Below are 15,700 nucleotides of genomic sequence, written 5' to 3' on the forward strand. Positions count from 1 at the left end.
TATGAATTATCTTGTAAAAACCAGCTGAAATTATATGTAAAGATTTAAATTTCGAGCAAATTCCTTTGTTCCAATAGGTATTCTAGTATAAACATAATGAATAAGGATATATGGTATTTTTTGCTTGAAGGTAGCAAGATAAAATTTTTAAGTAGTGCTATAATACTTTTGGAAACTATTCCACACAACTTGATTTTACAGATTTATTTAGGGGGCTTTAGAATTGATTAGCAAGATTTATGATGTAAAAAATATAAAGAAAGATTTAAAATATGAAATTCATGAGACTGTTATTTTTGGAATGTTACTGGCCATTGTTGGTGGCTTTTTAGACTCCTACACTTTTATCTCAAGAGGAGGAGTGTTCTCAAATGCTCAAACAGGAAACATAGTGTTTTTAGGAATATACGGCTCTCAGGGACAGTGGTCCAAGGCCTTTGAGCATCTTCCACCTATATTGGCATTTATACTAGGGGTCCTAGTAACGGAAATCGTTAAAGGAAATTCACCCAAACTATTTAATCAAGAATGGGGTAAAGTTATTTTAATTCTAGAGATAGCAGTGCTCTTTATAACTGGTTTTATGCATAAGGGTAGTACAGATACACTTGTGAATGTAATAATTTCTTTTGTATCATCTCTCCAAATAGCATCTTTTAGAAAATTAGGTGACTGTCCTTATAGCACAACAATGACAACAGGTAATCTAAGAACAGCTTGTGAAGCAGTTTATATTGCGATAACACAAAAAGACAAGAAAGCTAGAAGTAGAGCTATAAAACTTTTTACTATAATAACATCATTTATAGCAGGAGCTTTTTTAGGTGCAATATTAACTATTTTTTTTAGTGTAAAAGCTATATGGGGTGCTGCACTGATTTTATCTTTTAATGTAGCACTGTTTAGTATAAAGAAACAGAGGTAATATGCAACATCTTGATTTTAAAATATAAATTTTATAATAAATGTAACTCCATATTTTCTAAAGTAGAGTTTGTAAGAATCACTAAAAGGTGATTCTTTTTTTGCTGTGCACAAATCCTTTATGAAGTTAAAGTCTTCATAAGGGATGATAAAAATGAGTTTGTATTTTTCGTAGGAAAGTGTAAAAATTTAATTTCAGCTAAACAAAGTATTTCAATGATTTTAGAAGTTTTTTATGGTAATACAAACTTATACAGCTATCCAATGTTCCTCATATGCATTTAGAAAGGAACATGTATAAAAAACACTGAAGAAGGTCGCTTCAGCTAGTTTTATCTTTATAGAAAACCACTTTTTTAAAACAAAAAATAGTAGTGTAGTAATATCTTTTTGATGAATAATATAAGCAGTTTAAGCCAAAGATGATAAGATGGGTTTTGTAACGTAATACTTAAAGTTGGAGATCATTGTAAATAGAATAATTTCAAATTGAAGGAATTATGTAAAAAGCGGAGAATTAATAATATAAATGAAAACATTTATCAATTTGTATGGCTTTTAAATTTTATTTAATAGGAGGGTGTATATGTCGAAAATAATGCCTTACATTTGGTTTGATGACCAAGCAGAAGAAGCAGCAAAGTTTTATGTTTCTATATTTAAAAATTCAAAAATAGATGATAACTCATTTTATGCAGAAGGTTTACCAAAACCTAAAGATAGTCTTATGAGTGTAAGTTTCCAATTATGTGGTCAAGAATTTGTAGCTCTAAATGGAGGACCATATTTTACGATAACTCCGGCAATATCTTTCTTTGTTAACTGTGAGACATTAGATGAAGTTGAAAACCTTTGGCAACTGCTTAGTAAAGATGGAATAGTACTTATGGAACTAGGAAAATATCCTTTTAGTGAAAATTTCGGTTGGCTTCAGGATAAGTTTGGGGTAACCTGGCAGATAAATCTTTCAAATCAAAAACAAAGTATATATCCAGCATTAATGTTCTTTGGAGATAATTACAGAAAAGCTCAAGAGGCTATGAATTTTTATACATCTATATTTGAAGATTCAAAGATTGCTTCAATTGAATTTTATAATGATGATGAAGTGGAAACTAAAGGATCTGTGAAGAGTGCTGTTTTTGTACTTAGATCTCAAAACTTCATGGCAATGGATAGTAGCATTAATCATGGATTTACTTTTACACCAGCAATATCATTTTTTGTTGATTGTGAAACTCAAGAACAAATAGATAACTTTTGGGAAAAACTTTCTTATGAAGGCAAAAAAGGGCAATGTGGCTGGCTTGAAGATAAATACGGAGTTTCTTGGCAGATAGTACCTTCAGTTCTTGGTGAACTTTTAAACAGCTCAGATGAAGAAAAATCACAAAAAGTTACTGATACTATGCTAAAAATGAATAAACTGGATATTGCTACCTTAAAAAGAGCATATGAGCAAGGTTAGATTTTGGCGCTGTTTGAAATAATTTCAGTCTAACTTTAGTTACTAAAGATATAGAGGAAGTTAAGTCATGTTATGATAAATTAAAAGAAGGTGGTACAGTTGATATGGAGCTTCAAGAAACCTTTTGGAGCAAGTCTTATGGAACCTTAACCGATAAATTTGGAATACTCTGGCAGCTTAGTTATGAGGGTAAATAAAATAAATTTGTGGAAACTTGTGAATTTAAATATAGAATTGTAAACATATCCATAAAAGAGAACTGTTATTAAGGCAGTTCTTTTTATATTATATAAGTATTATAGTCTAGTTCACACATAAAGTTTTACTTTGGAAAACATTATGATATAATAAACATTGTTGGTGAACTTTCTGAGATCAAGCTTATAGTTTTTTCTTGTAGTAAACCATAAAATTTAAAGAATCGTACTGAATAAATGAGGGTTAGTCCCAAGTTAGAAGGCGAGAGAATAGTTGTTATAAACTCAGGAAATTAATTTATATAATTACTTGCGTTTTATTTTCTATCCTTGTTCCTTTTTGGTACAAGGATTTTTCATTCTTTATTGAAAGGATTTTTTTATGGAAACAAGGATTGCTGTGGTTGGAATTATTGTTGAAAATAAAGATTCAGTTGGTAAGATTAACACTATTCTGCATGAATATACTGAGTATATTATAGGTAGAATGGGACTGCCATACCCAAAACGTCAACTTAATATAATAACTATAGTTATTGATGCACCGAATGATGTTATCGCCGCTCTTTCTGGAAAGTTGGGAATGTTACCTGATGTGAACATCAAAACGGTCTACTCTAAGGTATCGGCCAAAGAGTAAAATATTGGAGGGATTTAAATGTATAATGTTAAGTCTAAAGTAGCAACAGAATTTATTGATGATGAAGAAATTAAAAGTACTTTAGAACATGCTAAGGAAAATAAGAGTAATAGAGAAGTAATTGCTAGTATTATTGAGAAAGCTAGAAGCTATAAGGGAATAAGCCATAGAGAAGCTGCTATATTATTAGAATGTGATATTGAAGAATTAAATGAAGAAATGTACAAACTAGCAAAAGAGATTAAACAAAAATTCTACGGAAATCGTATTGTAATGTTTGCTCCTCTTTATCTTTCAAACTACTGTGTAAATGGATGTGTTTATTGTCCATATCACTATAAAAATAAGCATATTGCTAGAAAGAAGCTTACTCAAGAGGAGATAAAAAGGGAAACTATAGCCCTACAAGATATGGGACACAAGCGTTTAGCACTAGAAGCTGGAGAAGATCCTTTAAATAATCCACTTGAATATATTCTTGAAAGCATTAAGACTATATATAGTATAAAACATAAAAATGGAGAAATAAGACGTGTTAACGTAAATATAGCTGCAACTACAGTTGAAGACTATAAAAAGCTTAAGGATGCTGGTATTGGAACTTATATATTATTCCAAGAAACGTACCACAAACAGACTTACGAAGAGCTTCATCCAACAGGACCAAAGCATAATTATGCATATCACACTGAAGCAATGGATCGTGCTATGGAAGCTGGAATTGATGATGTTGGACTAGGCGTATTATTTGGTCTTAACCTTTATAAATATGATCTTGTAGGACTTCTGATGCATGCAGAGCATTTAGAGGCTGCAATGGGAGTTGGTCCACACACTATCAGCGTACCTCGTATTAGACCAGCAGATGATATCGATCCTAATAGCTTTTCAAATGCAATATCAGATGAAATATTTGAAAAGATAGTTGCTATAATACGTATAGCAGTGCCATACACAGGAATGATAGTATCAACTCGTGAATCTAAGAAGACTCGTGAACGTGTACTTGAACTTGGAGTATCCCAGTTAAGTGGTGGTTCAAAGACTAGTGTTGGTGGATATGTTGAACCAGAACCAGAAGAAGAAAATTCATCTCAGTTTGATGTAAGTGATAATCGTACCCTTGATGAAATAGTAAATTGGCTTTTAGAGCTGGGTTATATACCAAGTTTCTGTACAGCTTGTTATCGAGAAGGAAGAACAGGAGATAGATTTATGAGTCTTGTTAAATCAGGACAGATAGCAAACTGCTGTCAGCCTAACGCTTTGATGACACTTAAAGAATACCTAGAAGACTATGCGTCAGAAGAGACTAAGAAGAACGGTGAAGTTGTGATTAACGATGAAACTGAAAGAATTCCTAACGAAAAGGTTAAGACTATAGTAAAAGAGCATTTAACTGAACTTAGAGAAGGAAAGAGAGACTTTAGATTCTAAGTATATTATGCCTCTCTTATTTAAATTCAATTTAGCTAGATTAATTAACAGAAAAAGTATGTGGAGTTATTTTCACATACTTTTTTGTAATTATTTTGCCTTCTTTTTTGCCAGCTTATATTTCTGATAAAGGATATCTTTTAGAATTAGAACTGTGTCTGAATCATTAAGACCAAATTGTTTTTTAAAATTATCATATAGTTCTGATATTTTATCACTGTAGCTATTTATTCCTTCAATGCCTTGATATGAATCTAAAATAGGATATTTTTTGCTCCAAGCACTAGTCCAGTCAATCTCATCAACTATCATTTCAAAACTAGTAAGGTCACCACCAAGAGGACTTCCGCTGATTAGGTAGTCATAACCTACATTGTAGAGCTGACTTATTAGCTTTGCTTTAATAAGTTCAGGAACGGTTTGATTTGTTTCCCACTTGCTTACAGTTTGACGTGATACACCTAATTTTTCAGCTACATCTTCTTGAGATAAACCTGACTTTTTACGTAGATCCAATAACTTTTCGCCTAATGACATAATTATCACCAGCCTTTCTTATACTTCAAGCTAGCTTGTAAATATAGTATACTTAACATTATAAGTTTTTTCTATCAAGTAAAAATGGAAGTTTGTCAACTAATCTTAACATTTCAATATAATCCAATTATTATTGTGATATCTTATATACCATTCAATTACAACCAAAATGGATAGCAAATTACTTGCTAGACTTATCCTTAGCCCATAATCTTCTTATAAAACTGATAACATTTCCTAATGAAATTTAATAATAAGTTAGGTATAGGCAGATGGAGTTTATATAGTAGTGGAATGTATATATTATAGTAAGCCTTCTTTGAATGTTCCCAAATAAGACAATGTTCAGCTTTGCAAAAATCAGAAATATCTACTACTATGCCATGCCCATCCTTAATCATTACATTTTTAAAGTGTACATCATGAGGGTGAAGATTACGAGATCTAGCGTAATCTAAAGCATTGTCGATATCTTTTATTACCTTCTCAGGAATTTGAATTCCCTTCACTATTGCCTCGTAAATAGTGATTCCATTAAGACGTTTTAAGATAAGAAAATTCTTGCCGTAATAGAAGCATTCTGAATAGGAATTGTGTGATCCAAGTCTTTTATATGCTTCAATTTCTTCTTCAATTCCAGGACGACCATCTGCATAGACTTTAATAGCATACTCAGGAAAATCTGTATTACTAAGCACTGCTGCATAATTTCCTGTGCCTAAGATATCCCAACCCGTAGGTATATGTTCAACTACCACTGGATCATGTATATCTATACTTTTTAGATCAATAAGCGGCAATAATTCATTTTCTACTAAATTGATTATTTTATTCAATCTATCACTCTTTATCATAACTTTCCTCTTAAAAGCTCTAAATCTATTATTTAAAGTACATTATATAAAAATTTTCATAGGAATGCTACTATTAAAGATTTACATATAAAGCTATCATTTAATTATGATTGACATATCTAATTAGAGAGTATAATATAGATATAATTAGTTAGTTAAACTAACTATATGGAGGCTGAAAATGGATAAGGATATTATTATAAGCGCAGATGCAGTTTCTATGTTTTGTAGATTGCAAATGAATGTTAAAAGAGATATACCTATAAGACCTAGTGAGATGGGAGTTCTTATTTTTACTAAAGTTCAAGATGAGCCGGTCACTCCTTTAATGATTAGTAATTTTTTTAAAATTGCTAAACCATCTGTTACAGCAATGGTGAACACATTAATAAAAAAAGATTATTTAATCAAAACCCCTTCTCCAACAGATGGAAGGAGTTATACTGTATGTACTACTGAGAAGGGAAAAGAATTAGTTGAATCAACTTATAATGAATACTTTAAAACAATGGAACTATTAAAAACAAAGTTAGGCAGCGAAGAATTTCATAAATTTATTGAATTGGTACAAAAAGCAAATAGTATCTTAAGTGAGGATAGATGATAATGAAGATATTAGTAACAGGGGCATCTGGAAATGTAGGTAATTATGTAGTTAAAGAACTTTTGAAAATGGGTGAAAAGGTTGTAGCAGCAGGAACAAATACTGAAAAACTTCAGACTATGTTTGATAATAAAGTAGAAGCTACAAAACTTGATTTTACTGATAGAAGTACCTTTAAGTCGGCTTTATACGAAATAGATAGGGTGTTTTTAATGAGACCCCCTCACCTTGGTAAACCTGAAGATTTATTTCCTTTTATTGATGCAATGAAAGCTAACAATATAAAGCTAGTATGTTTTTTATCATTGATGGGAGTAGAAAATAACACTATCCCTCCTCATCACAAAATAGAAAAATATATTGAAACCTTAGAAATTCCGTTTGCACATATACGACCGGGATTTTTTATGGAAAATATATCTGGTATTCATTCTGTTGAAATCAGGGAAAGAGATGAAATTTTTATCCCAGCAGGGAGGAGCAAGACCAGTTTTATAGCTTCAGAAGATATAGGTCTTTCTATAGCAGTAGCACTTCATACCCCGGAACTACATAAAAATACTGCGTATACAATTACTGGAGGTGAGGCGTTAGACTATTATCAAGTAGCACAAATAATTAGTAAGGTAACTGGAAGAAGGATAGTTTATAAAAAGCCAGGATTTCTTAAGTATAGAAGATATTATATAAAAAAGAGAGGTCTCGATAAATCATACGTGAATGTTACTGTAGCACTTTATTTTATGACACGGATGGGAACAGCAAAAAAAGTAACAGATGAGTTTTATAAATTAACTGGGAAAAGACCTAAAAGCTTTGAAGCCTTTGTAAAAGAAAATGTTTTGTGTTTCTGTAGTAAACCTTAGCTATGTAAAGTATTAAGAATACATGATATACAAAGAAAATAAAGTATATTATGTATTCTTAATTATAATTATGATTTAGTTTTTTTTGTTTTAAATTTATTTTTAAAGTAAATTTTTTTGTTTTTTTGAGTTAGTATGATATTTCCAACTGTAAGAACAACTATAACAATTGTTGCAATCAAATCTATTGCTACAGCATGGCTATTTCCGTAGTCAGTGTTAAGTAGAATCATTACTATGATCAATACTAAATCTAATGAGAGTAGTTCTAATCCAGCATTTTTGCAGAGTTTTTTCTCATCATGGTTAGTTTTGTCTACTTCATCAATTGTATTATAGCCAATAACTAGAAAACTTAATTTACCATTTATTAAGGCAATTGAAATTGCTAAAAAAATAGTTATTAAAATAAATCCGATTACCATATAGAATGAACCTCCTCATTTATAAACAAAATCTAAGTGAGTAACTATTAAGAATACTTTATCTGTCAAATTAATTTTATACTATTGTAATTATATACTATTACAATGCTTGTTTCAAATATTTACCAATTAATTTTTGTATTTAAAAAAATGATAAATATACATTTATTTAAAGAATTATCAGGAAAACACGATTATTAAATAAGTGTTTTAAAATAAATATTTTTTAACAATAAGAATTATAAATGAGGTGGAGAAATGGCTGGAAATTGCGGTTTTTGCAGTATTCCTCTTGATTTTGATTTTACATTTGCTTATCAACCAATAGTAAATACAAAAGATAATACTATATTTGCATATGAAGCATTAGTAAGAGGCATAAATGGAGAGTCTGCTTATTCTATACTTTCAAAAGTATCAGAAGAGTTAAAGTATAGTTTTGATCAAAAATGCAGATATAAAGCAATTGAAGTTGCATCAAAACTTAATTGTGATACATACTTATCTATAAATTTTATGCCAAGGGCAGTATATAAGCCAGAGGTATGTATAAGTTCAACCCTACAATCGGCAAAAAAGTTTAACTTTCCAATAGAGAATATTATCTTTGAAGTTTCAGAGCAAGAGAGGCCAGATGAATTTAATCACATTGTAGAAATATTTAAATCATACAAAGAAATGGGTTTTAAAACTGCAATTGATGATTTTGGTTCTGGAAACTCAGGATTGCTTTTGCTGGCAGAATTTGTACCTGATATCATTAAACTGGACCGAGGACTAGTTTATGAAATACATAAAGATCCGGTGAAACATAAGATAGTAACTAATATAGTGAATATGTGTAGAGATCTCGGGGTTACAGTAATTGCTGAAGGCATAGAAAATGCAGAAGATGTTGAAGTCCTTTCTTCGATTGGAATAGAATATATACAAGGATACTATTTTGCTAAGCCAGAACTAGAGGTTTTACCAAAAGTAAATTTTAAAAAATAATATGCTAATTTATTTAGGTTGTATTAATGCATCTTGTTGAATTTAAATGTGTATTTATCTGATGCTTTTTAGATGGTAACTATGTAATTGAACTTATATTAAAAAACTCTGCTGGATTATATAAGCAGAGTTTTTTAAAGTAGTTTAATTATAGTATCATATATTTGGTTGGAAATATAATCTTATTATTCTATATTGAGAATTATATGGGCGGTTTCAATTAACCCTTCTAAAATCTCTATATCATCATAGGAAGTTTCTATGTGAATATGATCCTTTCTTACTGAGAGTCTTTGCATGAGTCCCCATATAGCATTTATTTGAATAGCTAGCTTTTTGCGAAAAATTAAACTTTCCTTAATTGATCCATCTTCAAGACCTTCATTGATTAATTCATCACAAAAATACGTATAAAAAATGTAATCCAAATAATTAGAATCATCAGCACGATGAGTATGGTAGCAATCAAAAAATATTGTAAATCTTATATCATCAAACCTTTCAAGGTACAGTCTTTTATATAAATCAAATAAAGAATGGATTTTTTCATTTGCATTTTGACCGTTTATATTATCTTTCAAAAATACTGTCATTTCATCTAGAATATATCTATGAATTTCCCAAAATATATCAAATACTGAATCGAAATATTTATAAAAGGTTACTCTACTGGTTTCAGCAAGATTAACAATATCAACAACAGTTACTTTATCTATACCGTTTTTAACTGCTAGATTGAAGGCTGCTTCCATTAAAGTATTTTTACGTTCACTCTCATCTTTGAATTTATAGCTATGTTTAAAACTCATTAGAACCTCCAAATAAGCGGTTTTGCTTTTTATTTTTTGGTAACTCTTTAATTAAAGAATACACATATTTATATTGTAACATATAAATCGAAAATGTGAGATTTTCTAAATGAGAAAATGTAGCATCATGGAGTTTACACTGTGTAAATTAGATGGTAATATAAAGCTAGTTTACAGTGTGTAAACTGGCTTTATATTATTATAACAGTAATTATTGAGTTACTGAATTAGATAAAAGATGGAGGCGGAAATTTATGAGTAAAACTAATGCTAATCAATTTCTTTGGGGAGGCGCTGTAACATCATTTCAGATAGAGGGCGCTTGGAATGAAGGTGGTAAAGGAGTTTCTATTGTAGATAACAGAGAAATAAAACCTGGAGTATCTGATTGGAACACTGCCATAGATTTTTATCATAGATACAAGGAAGATATATCTCTTTTTAAGGAGCTTGGATTAAATTCGTTTCGTACTAATATAGCTTGGTCTAGGATCTTTCCTGATGGTGAAATTGTAAATGAAGAAGGATTAAGATTTTATGATAATGTGATAGATGAACTTTTAAACAATGGTATAGAGCCAGTGTTAACCTTGTACCACTTTGATATGCCGTTAGCACTGCAGGAAAAATATAATGGTTTCATTTCAAGAAAAGTAGTTGACTTGTTTGAAAAGTTTGCAATAACTGTTTTTAAAAGATATGGAGATAGGGTTAAGTACTGGGTTAGCTTTAATGAAATCAATACAGCTACACTAATGACAGATTTATATGGAACTAAGCTTCCAAAGGATTTTGATAAAGAAACTTTCGAAAATCAGTTAATCCATAATGTTTTGCTTGCTCACTCAAAGGCTACCAAGGCATTACATGATATTGTAGGGGATGGAAAAATGGGCGGTATGGTGAACTATATGCAATTATATCCTGCAACCTGCAATCCACAAGATGCTCTTTTAATGAAAAAATTCAAAGAAAGAATTGCGGATTTATATTTAAATGTTTTTGCAAGAGGGGAGTACCCATCTTACTATCTTACAGACTTAAAAAACAGAAAAATATCCTTGGATTTCGAAGAAGGAGATTTGGAATTATTAAGATACGGAAAAGCAGACTATTTAGGAATTAGTTATTATTTTAGTGGAACTGTTAGTTCAAGTATCAAAAATAGTAAACCACTTTTCCCTGGTATGGAGAACTTAATAGAAAATCAGTATCTTAAGGCTAGTGAATGGGGATGGACTATCGATCCTATTGGTTTTAGACTGGCGTTAAAAGAAGTTTATGAAAGATATAATATGCCAATATTCATATTAGAAAATGGAATAGGTGTTAAAGAAGAACTGGATGAAGATAATACTGTAGAAGATGATTATAGAATTGACTATATGAAAAAACATATAGAACAAATGAAAATTGCAATATCTGAAGGTGTGAAAATAATTGGTTACTTAGCTTGGGGGCCAATTGATATACTTAGCTCTCAAGGAGAAATGAGTAAAAGATATGGATTTATATTTGTAAATAGAACTGAAACTGATTTAAGAGATCTAAAGAGATATAAGAAAAAAAGTTTCAATTGGTTTAAGCAGGTTATACAATCTAACGGGGAAATATTGTAAAATAACATTTAGATATTAATTATATGCATACAATGGTATATAGTACATAACCTCTGTATGCATATTTTATCGTGATTTTTAATATTAAATATATTTAAGTAAAAATTATTAATAAGAAAAGTTATAAGTCTATAATGCTATTTTATAGTATTATACTTTGAAAAGGTGCCATAATCTTCAACCTTGTTTAGCCTCGGACATTTTGCAATAAAGTGGACCATAATATGACAGTTATCTAATTTTGGGTATACTTCAAACAATTTTCTATCCCCATATCTTATAGCTTCTAATGCTAGCGGTAGTTCTTTTCTGAAAATGTAGTCTCTAATAGCCGCTTGTATTGGATTTGTATCGTTATCTATAGCTAGATAAACATAAAACAAAATAGAACTTTCTTTGCTTACCCATTTTCCAAGCACTTCGTCTCTCATCTCATTAGTCATGTCATAAGCAAAGCTCAAACCTATAGTTAAAAATAATTCTGCCGTAATATCAGAGTGAGTTAATGTACAATGTCTAGTTAAAATAGGGTTGTTTGACGTAACGCCATCTCTGAACTCAACTGAAAGTTTATCAGGCTTAAATTGAGACATATACTATACCTTCTATAATTTATTTACAGAAATAGTATATGTATACCATTGTACTTTGCTATTTAGTTTTGTATTTTATTTAATAGTTGCTTCTTATATTGGTTTGGGGTAACATTTTCATATTGTTTGAACTTCTTAATAAAATAACTAAAATTATCAAAACCAACTTCAAAACAAATATCTGATATCTTTTTATCTTCATTTTTCAATAGTTTAGCAGCTTGTTCAATTCTATATTGGTTTACAAAATCTACTATGGTTTTACCAGTATTGGCTTTGAAGAATCTACAAAAATATTGAGCATTCATATTTGCTTCATTAGCTAAATCCTCTATGTATATTTTTTCTGTATATTTATTCTGAATATAATTTATAGTATTTTTAATGATATTTATCTTATAATTAAGAGATGAAGCTGATGACATTTTATTTACAATGAATTTATTTTCTCTTGCTATAGTAGATAGAATCTTGTATAGTGAAGCTTTTATTCCTATCTCCCAACCAAATTGTTTTAGAGAGCATATAACTAGTATTTCTTTTACTTCTTCTATTACTTTTCTACCCCAAGTATAATTTTCATCTATTATTAGAGGAAAGCGAAAATCTCCGCTTAGTAGTGGGGTAATATAATTATCTTGGCAAGGATCATTGACTGAACTATTTAAAAAGTTTAAGTCAAAAAGTAAGGCGTGATGCAAGCTACCTTCCTCATTTATAGTATGAGCCGAATGAAGTTGACCGCTATTTATTATTATAGCTTGACCTTCTGAGACTTTTGTAGAAACAGTGTCTATTGTATAGATTATAGCTCCTTTTTCTACATAAATGATTTCGACCTCATTATGCCAGTGTAAGTAGAGGGTGAAGTTATTCCAATTTTGATTATAGGAATAGAAGGGAATAATAGAATTACCTCTATCTACGGTTTCTCTTAGTGTATTTCTTTCAGTTTCCATATATTAAAGTCACCTCACTAGTGATATGAATAAATTATGTCAAAATAGTGTTATTTCTTGTTAAAATAGAGCAAGTATTTAGCTAAAAAAATATATATACTACTAATATAAGGTTTACATCGTAAAATAACAAGTATAAATGATATAGGAGAAATATTATGTTTGGTAAAATAATAAGTCATAAAGTAAAAAATAATAAAATACATTTAGAGTTTGAAGAAAACAAAGGAATAGTTGAAGTTATAAATCCAATAATTGTGAATGTTTTTTGCCCTCTAAAATATGATGATCATTATTCAAGAGCTATTGAAGATTTGAGCATTGAACAATGTGAAATTATAGTAGAGAAAAAAGACTCTTGCATAGAGATAAGAACAGAAGCATTACTTATTAGGGTATATGACGATTTTAAAGTGGATTTTTATAGCATTGAAGAAAAACTATTATGTGAAGACTATAGAGAAGAAAGAAATCCTTTTCTAAGAAGAGGTACAATAAGTGATGCACAAGATGAAGGACACAATGTAGATAAGCAAGCTGATAAGCACAAAATTCAAGTTGTTAAAAGGTTATTTGGAGATGAGAAGTTCTACGGTCTTGGAGAAAAAACAGGACATCTTAATAAGAGGGGGTATTACTATGAAATGTGGAACACTGATGATCCGACACCACATGTTGAAAGTCATAAATCACTTTATAAATCCATACCTTTTTTTATAACACTAAGAGACGAAAGTGTCTTTGGAATATTCTTTGATAATACTTTTAAAACCTACTTTGACATGGGAAAAGAAAACTCTAAGTATTATTACTTTGGAGCTGATAATGGTAATCTAGATTATTATTTTATTGGTGGAAATAATGTACAAAGTATACTAAAGGGTTACACTGATTTGACAGGAAAGACACCCCTTCCTCAAATGTGGACTCTTGGATATCAGCAAAGCAGATGGGCTTATTCTCCAGCAAGCAGAGTTAAAGAAATAGCTAAAAACTTCAGAGAAAAGGGTATCCCTTGCGACACAATTCATTTAGATATAGATTATATGGAGAATTTTAAAGTGTTTACCTGGGATAAAGAAAGATTTCCTGATGAAAAGAAGCTATTAAATAATCTTAGTGAAGATGGTTTTAAGATAGTTACAATAATAGATCCTGGCGTAAAGAAAGAAAAAAACTATGATATTTATGAGACTGGACTTAAGAATGGATATTTTGCTACCGAAAAAGATGGAATTACTTATGTAAATAAGGTATGGCCAGGTGATTCTGTGTTTCCTGATTTTTCTAAGAAAGATACTAGAGATTGGTGGGCTGAAAATCAAAAGCTTTTATTAGATTCAGGTGTTTCAGGTGTATGGAATGATATGAATGAGCCTGCTAGTTTCAATGGACCATTACCGGATGATGTTCAGTTTGAAAATGAAGGAAGAAATACAGATCATACTGAAATTCATAATGTATATGGACACCTTATGTCAAAGGCGACTTTTGAGGGAATTAAGAAACATAGCGGTAAAAGACCCTTTGTTATAACAAGAGCTGCTTATGCAGGAACACAAAAATATTCTACAGTATGGACTGGTGATAATCAAAGCTTTTGGGATCACTTAAGGATGTCAATACCTATGCTTTTAAACCTTGGTATGAGTGGTATAAGCTTTTGTGGAACTGATGTTGGAGGTTTTAGCTTTGACTGCACTCCTGAGCTTTTATCAAGATGGGTTCAAATAGGAGCGTTTACTCCTTTATTTAGAAATCATTCAGGTAGTAATACAAGAGATCAGGAACCATGGGCTTTTGATGAAGAGACCTTAAATATAAATAGAAAGTTTATAAAGCTAAGATACAAGCTACTTCCATATCTATATGATTTATTATGGAGTGGTGAAACTACAGGGCTACCTGTGATGAGATCACTTGTGCTTCATTATGAAAAGGATAAAGAAGTACATGAGATTAATGACCAATTTTTATTTGGTGAAAATATATTGGTAGCACCTATACTAGAGCAAGGTAAGAAAATAAGGAGTGTTTATCTTCCAGAAGGCGAGTGGTTTGATTACTGGACTAAAGAAGTTATAGCTGGTGGAAAGTATATACTTAAGGAAGCTCCTCTTGATATCTGTCCACTATATATTAAGAAAGGAAGCATAGTTCCAAACTACCCAGAACAAAACTACGTTGGAGAAAAAGATATTAAAGAATTAACTCTTGATATCTATCCAGGTGAAGGTCAATATGTTCACTATGTAGATGACAAAGAAAGTTATAAATACAGAGAAGGAGAATATACTTTATATGAACTTATCATGAAGGATAATGAAGAAGTTACTATTAATATCAACATAAAACAAGAACAGTATAAAGCATATGATAACTTCAAAGTTATATATAATTGTAATACTATCAAAGAGATTTATTTTAATGAAGAAAAATTAAGTTTCAGTAAAACTGATAATAAAATTGAATTTAGTATTCCAGCAGTAAGTGGTAAGATTATATTAAAGTAATGATTTTAAGTTAATCAAGTTTATCAAAGCACTAGAGTTGCATAAATTCTAGTGCTTTGATTTTATTTTTATGCTGCTAAAGCAGCGGATTGAATATAACCTTTATTTTGAATAGGGGCATTTATATATGAGGACTAATGTTCCAGTGTTGGGTGTAAAATCATAGTAGCATATAAGGTCTGACACATTAAGAATTAATATGATATCAACGAGAATCTAATTATAAACCCTATAAGGGAGAACAGTAATCAAAGGAGGATTT

At 30.3% G+C, this 15,700-nt stretch carries 15 protein-coding genes and 1 pseudogene; 10 read left to right on the forward strand and 6 right to left on the reverse strand.

What is annotated here, in order from left to right; translation table 11 throughout:
- Positions 1-223 precede the first annotated feature (223 nt).
- The 5 genes and pseudogenes from JHL18_RS11045 to hydG all read left to right on the forward strand — a co-directional run bounded on the left by JHL18_RS11045 (position 224) and on the right by hydG (position 4,666).
- Entirely contained in the window at positions 224-925 is a 702-nt protein-coding gene (locus JHL18_RS11045) for a YoaK family protein (RefSeq protein ID WP_243277858.1), read from the forward strand.
- A gap of 585 nt (positions 926-1,510) precedes the next feature.
- Positions 1,511-2,392 (forward strand): VOC family protein, encoded by an 882-nt coding sequence (locus tag JHL18_RS11050; protein WP_200269092.1) that lies wholly within the window; start codon positions 1,511-1,513, stop codon positions 2,390-2,392.
- Between the two features lie 32 nt (positions 2,393-2,424).
- Positions 2,425-2,589: pseudogene (locus tag JHL18_RS25910) on the forward strand (VOC family protein); the annotation flags it as partial.
- A 382-nt stretch (positions 2,590-2,971) separates the two neighbouring features.
- Positions 2,972-3,229, forward strand: coding sequence for a TM1266 family iron-only hydrogenase system putative regulator (locus tag JHL18_RS11060; RefSeq protein ID WP_200269094.1), 258 nt, complete (start codon positions 2,972-2,974; stop codon positions 3,227-3,229).
- A gap of 18 nt (positions 3,230-3,247) precedes the next feature.
- The gene (hydG, locus tag JHL18_RS11065) at positions 3,248-4,666 is read left to right on the forward strand and encodes a [FeFe] hydrogenase H-cluster radical SAM maturase HydG (protein ID WP_200269096.1); all 1,419 of its coding nucleotides are present in this window, start codon (positions 3,248-3,250) and stop codon (positions 4,664-4,666) included.
- A gap of 90 nt (positions 4,667-4,756) precedes the next feature.
- Here the strand turns inward: hydG and JHL18_RS11070 are convergent, their stop codons facing one another.
- Positions 4,757-5,203 carry a helix-turn-helix transcriptional regulator gene (locus JHL18_RS11070; protein WP_200269098.1) on the reverse strand — a complete coding sequence of 149 codons (447 nt, stop codon included), beginning with the start codon at positions 5,201-5,203 and terminating at the stop codon, positions 4,757-4,759.
- A 200-nt stretch (positions 5,204-5,403) separates the two neighbouring features.
- Entirely contained in the window at positions 5,404-6,057 is a 654-nt protein-coding gene (locus JHL18_RS11075; protein WP_200269100.1) for a protein kinase family protein, read from the reverse strand.
- A 181-nt stretch (positions 6,058-6,238) separates the two neighbouring features.
- On the opposite strand from JHL18_RS11075, the gene JHL18_RS11080 reads away from it, so the two are divergent.
- Both JHL18_RS11080 and JHL18_RS11085 read left to right on the forward strand, forming a co-directional pair.
- Positions 6,239-6,661: a MarR family winged helix-turn-helix transcriptional regulator gene (locus JHL18_RS11080; RefSeq protein ID WP_200269102.1), complete on the forward strand. Its 423-nt coding sequence runs from the start codon at positions 6,239-6,241 to the stop codon at positions 6,659-6,661.
- Positions 6,662-6,663: 2 nt separating this feature from the next.
- Positions 6,664-7,527 (forward strand): SDR family oxidoreductase, encoded by an 864-nt coding sequence (locus JHL18_RS11085; protein WP_200269104.1) that lies wholly within the window; start codon positions 6,664-6,666, stop codon positions 7,525-7,527.
- Positions 7,528-7,595: 68 nt separating this feature from the next.
- Here JHL18_RS11085 and JHL18_RS11090 read toward each other — a convergent pair whose 3' ends face one another.
- Positions 7,596-7,952: a DUF3784 domain-containing protein gene (locus JHL18_RS11090; protein ID WP_200269106.1), complete on the reverse strand. Its 357-nt coding sequence runs from the start codon at positions 7,950-7,952 to the stop codon at positions 7,596-7,598.
- Between the two features lie 258 nt (positions 7,953-8,210).
- On the opposite strand from JHL18_RS11090, the gene JHL18_RS11095 reads away from it, so the two are divergent.
- Positions 8,211-8,945 (forward strand): EAL domain-containing protein, encoded by a 735-nt coding sequence (locus JHL18_RS11095; protein WP_200269108.1) that lies wholly within the window; start codon positions 8,211-8,213, stop codon positions 8,943-8,945.
- 185 nt (positions 8,946-9,130) lie between these two features.
- Here the strand turns inward: JHL18_RS11095 and JHL18_RS11100 are convergent, their stop codons facing one another.
- A complete protein-coding gene (locus tag JHL18_RS11100) occupies positions 9,131-9,754 on the reverse strand; it encodes a TetR/AcrR family transcriptional regulator (RefSeq protein WP_200269111.1) in 624 nt (207 codons plus the stop codon).
- A gap of 254 nt (positions 9,755-10,008) precedes the next feature.
- Here JHL18_RS11100 and JHL18_RS11105 point away from each other — a divergent pair, with 254 nt between their 5' ends.
- Positions 10,009-11,373, forward strand: coding sequence for a glycoside hydrolase family 1 protein (locus tag JHL18_RS11105; RefSeq protein WP_200269113.1), 1,365 nt, complete (start codon positions 10,009-10,011; stop codon positions 11,371-11,373).
- 137 nt (positions 11,374-11,510) lie between these two features.
- On the opposite strand, the gene JHL18_RS11110 is transcribed toward JHL18_RS11105, so the two are convergent.
- Positions 11,511-11,966, reverse strand: a complete 456-nt coding sequence (locus JHL18_RS11110) for a staygreen family protein (protein ID WP_200269115.1) — start codon at positions 11,964-11,966, stop codon at positions 11,511-11,513.
- A 62-nt stretch (positions 11,967-12,028) separates the two neighbouring features.
- Positions 12,029-12,925: an AraC family transcriptional regulator gene (locus JHL18_RS11115; protein WP_200269117.1), complete on the reverse strand. Its 897-nt coding sequence runs from the start codon at positions 12,923-12,925 to the stop codon at positions 12,029-12,031.
- A 158-nt stretch (positions 12,926-13,083) separates the two neighbouring features.
- Here JHL18_RS11115 and JHL18_RS11120 point away from each other — a divergent pair, with 158 nt between their 5' ends.
- Positions 13,084-15,438: a glycoside hydrolase family 31 protein gene (locus JHL18_RS11120; RefSeq protein WP_200269119.1), complete on the forward strand. Its 2,355-nt coding sequence runs from the start codon at positions 13,084-13,086 to the stop codon at positions 15,436-15,438.
- The last annotated feature ends 262 nt before the right edge of the window (positions 15,439-15,700 follow it).

This window comes from Clostridium yunnanense (assembly GCF_016595795.1).
Taxonomy (GTDB): Bacteria; Bacillota; Clostridia; order Clostridiales; family Clostridiaceae; genus Clostridium_AR; species Clostridium_AR yunnanense.

Coding starts and splice junctions, on each gene's coding strand:
- JHL18_RS11050 (WP_200269092.1), top strand. CDS start 1,511: ATGTCGAAAATAATGCCTTACATTTGGTTTGATGACCAAGCAGAAGAA.
- JHL18_RS11060 (WP_200269094.1), top strand. CDS start 2,972: ATGGAAACAAGGATTGCTGTGGTTGGAATTATTGTTGAAAATAAAGAT.
- hydG (WP_200269096.1), top strand. CDS start 3,248: ATGTATAATGTTAAGTCTAAAGTAGCAACAGAATTTATTGATGATGAA.
- JHL18_RS11070 (WP_200269098.1), bottom strand. CDS start 5,203: ATGTCATTAGGCGAAAAGTTATTGGATCTACGTAAAAAGTCAGGTTTA.
- JHL18_RS11075 (WP_200269100.1), bottom strand. CDS start 6,057: ATGATAAAGAGTGATAGATTGAATAAAATAATCAATTTAGTAGAAAAT.
- JHL18_RS11080 (WP_200269102.1), top strand. CDS start 6,239: ATGGATAAGGATATTATTATAAGCGCAGATGCAGTTTCTATGTTTTGT.
- JHL18_RS11085 (WP_200269104.1), top strand. CDS start 6,664: ATGAAGATATTAGTAACAGGGGCATCTGGAAATGTAGGTAATTATGTA.
- JHL18_RS11090 (WP_200269106.1), bottom strand. CDS start 7,952: ATGGTAATCGGATTTATTTTAATAACTATTTTTTTAGCAATTTCAATT.
- JHL18_RS11095 (WP_200269108.1), top strand. CDS start 8,211: ATGGCTGGAAATTGCGGTTTTTGCAGTATTCCTCTTGATTTTGATTTT.
- JHL18_RS11100 (WP_200269111.1), bottom strand. CDS start 9,754: ATGAGTTTTAAACATAGCTATAAATTCAAAGATGAGAGTGAACGTAAA.
- JHL18_RS11105 (WP_200269113.1), top strand. CDS start 10,009: ATGAGTAAAACTAATGCTAATCAATTTCTTTGGGGAGGCGCTGTAACA.
- JHL18_RS11110 (WP_200269115.1), bottom strand. CDS start 11,966: ATGTCTCAATTTAAGCCTGATAAACTTTCAGTTGAGTTCAGAGATGGC.
- JHL18_RS11115 (WP_200269117.1), bottom strand. CDS start 12,925: ATGGAAACTGAAAGAAATACACTAAGAGAAACCGTAGATAGAGGTAAT.
- JHL18_RS11120 (WP_200269119.1), top strand. CDS start 13,084: ATGTTTGGTAAAATAATAAGTCATAAAGTAAAAAATAATAAAATACAT.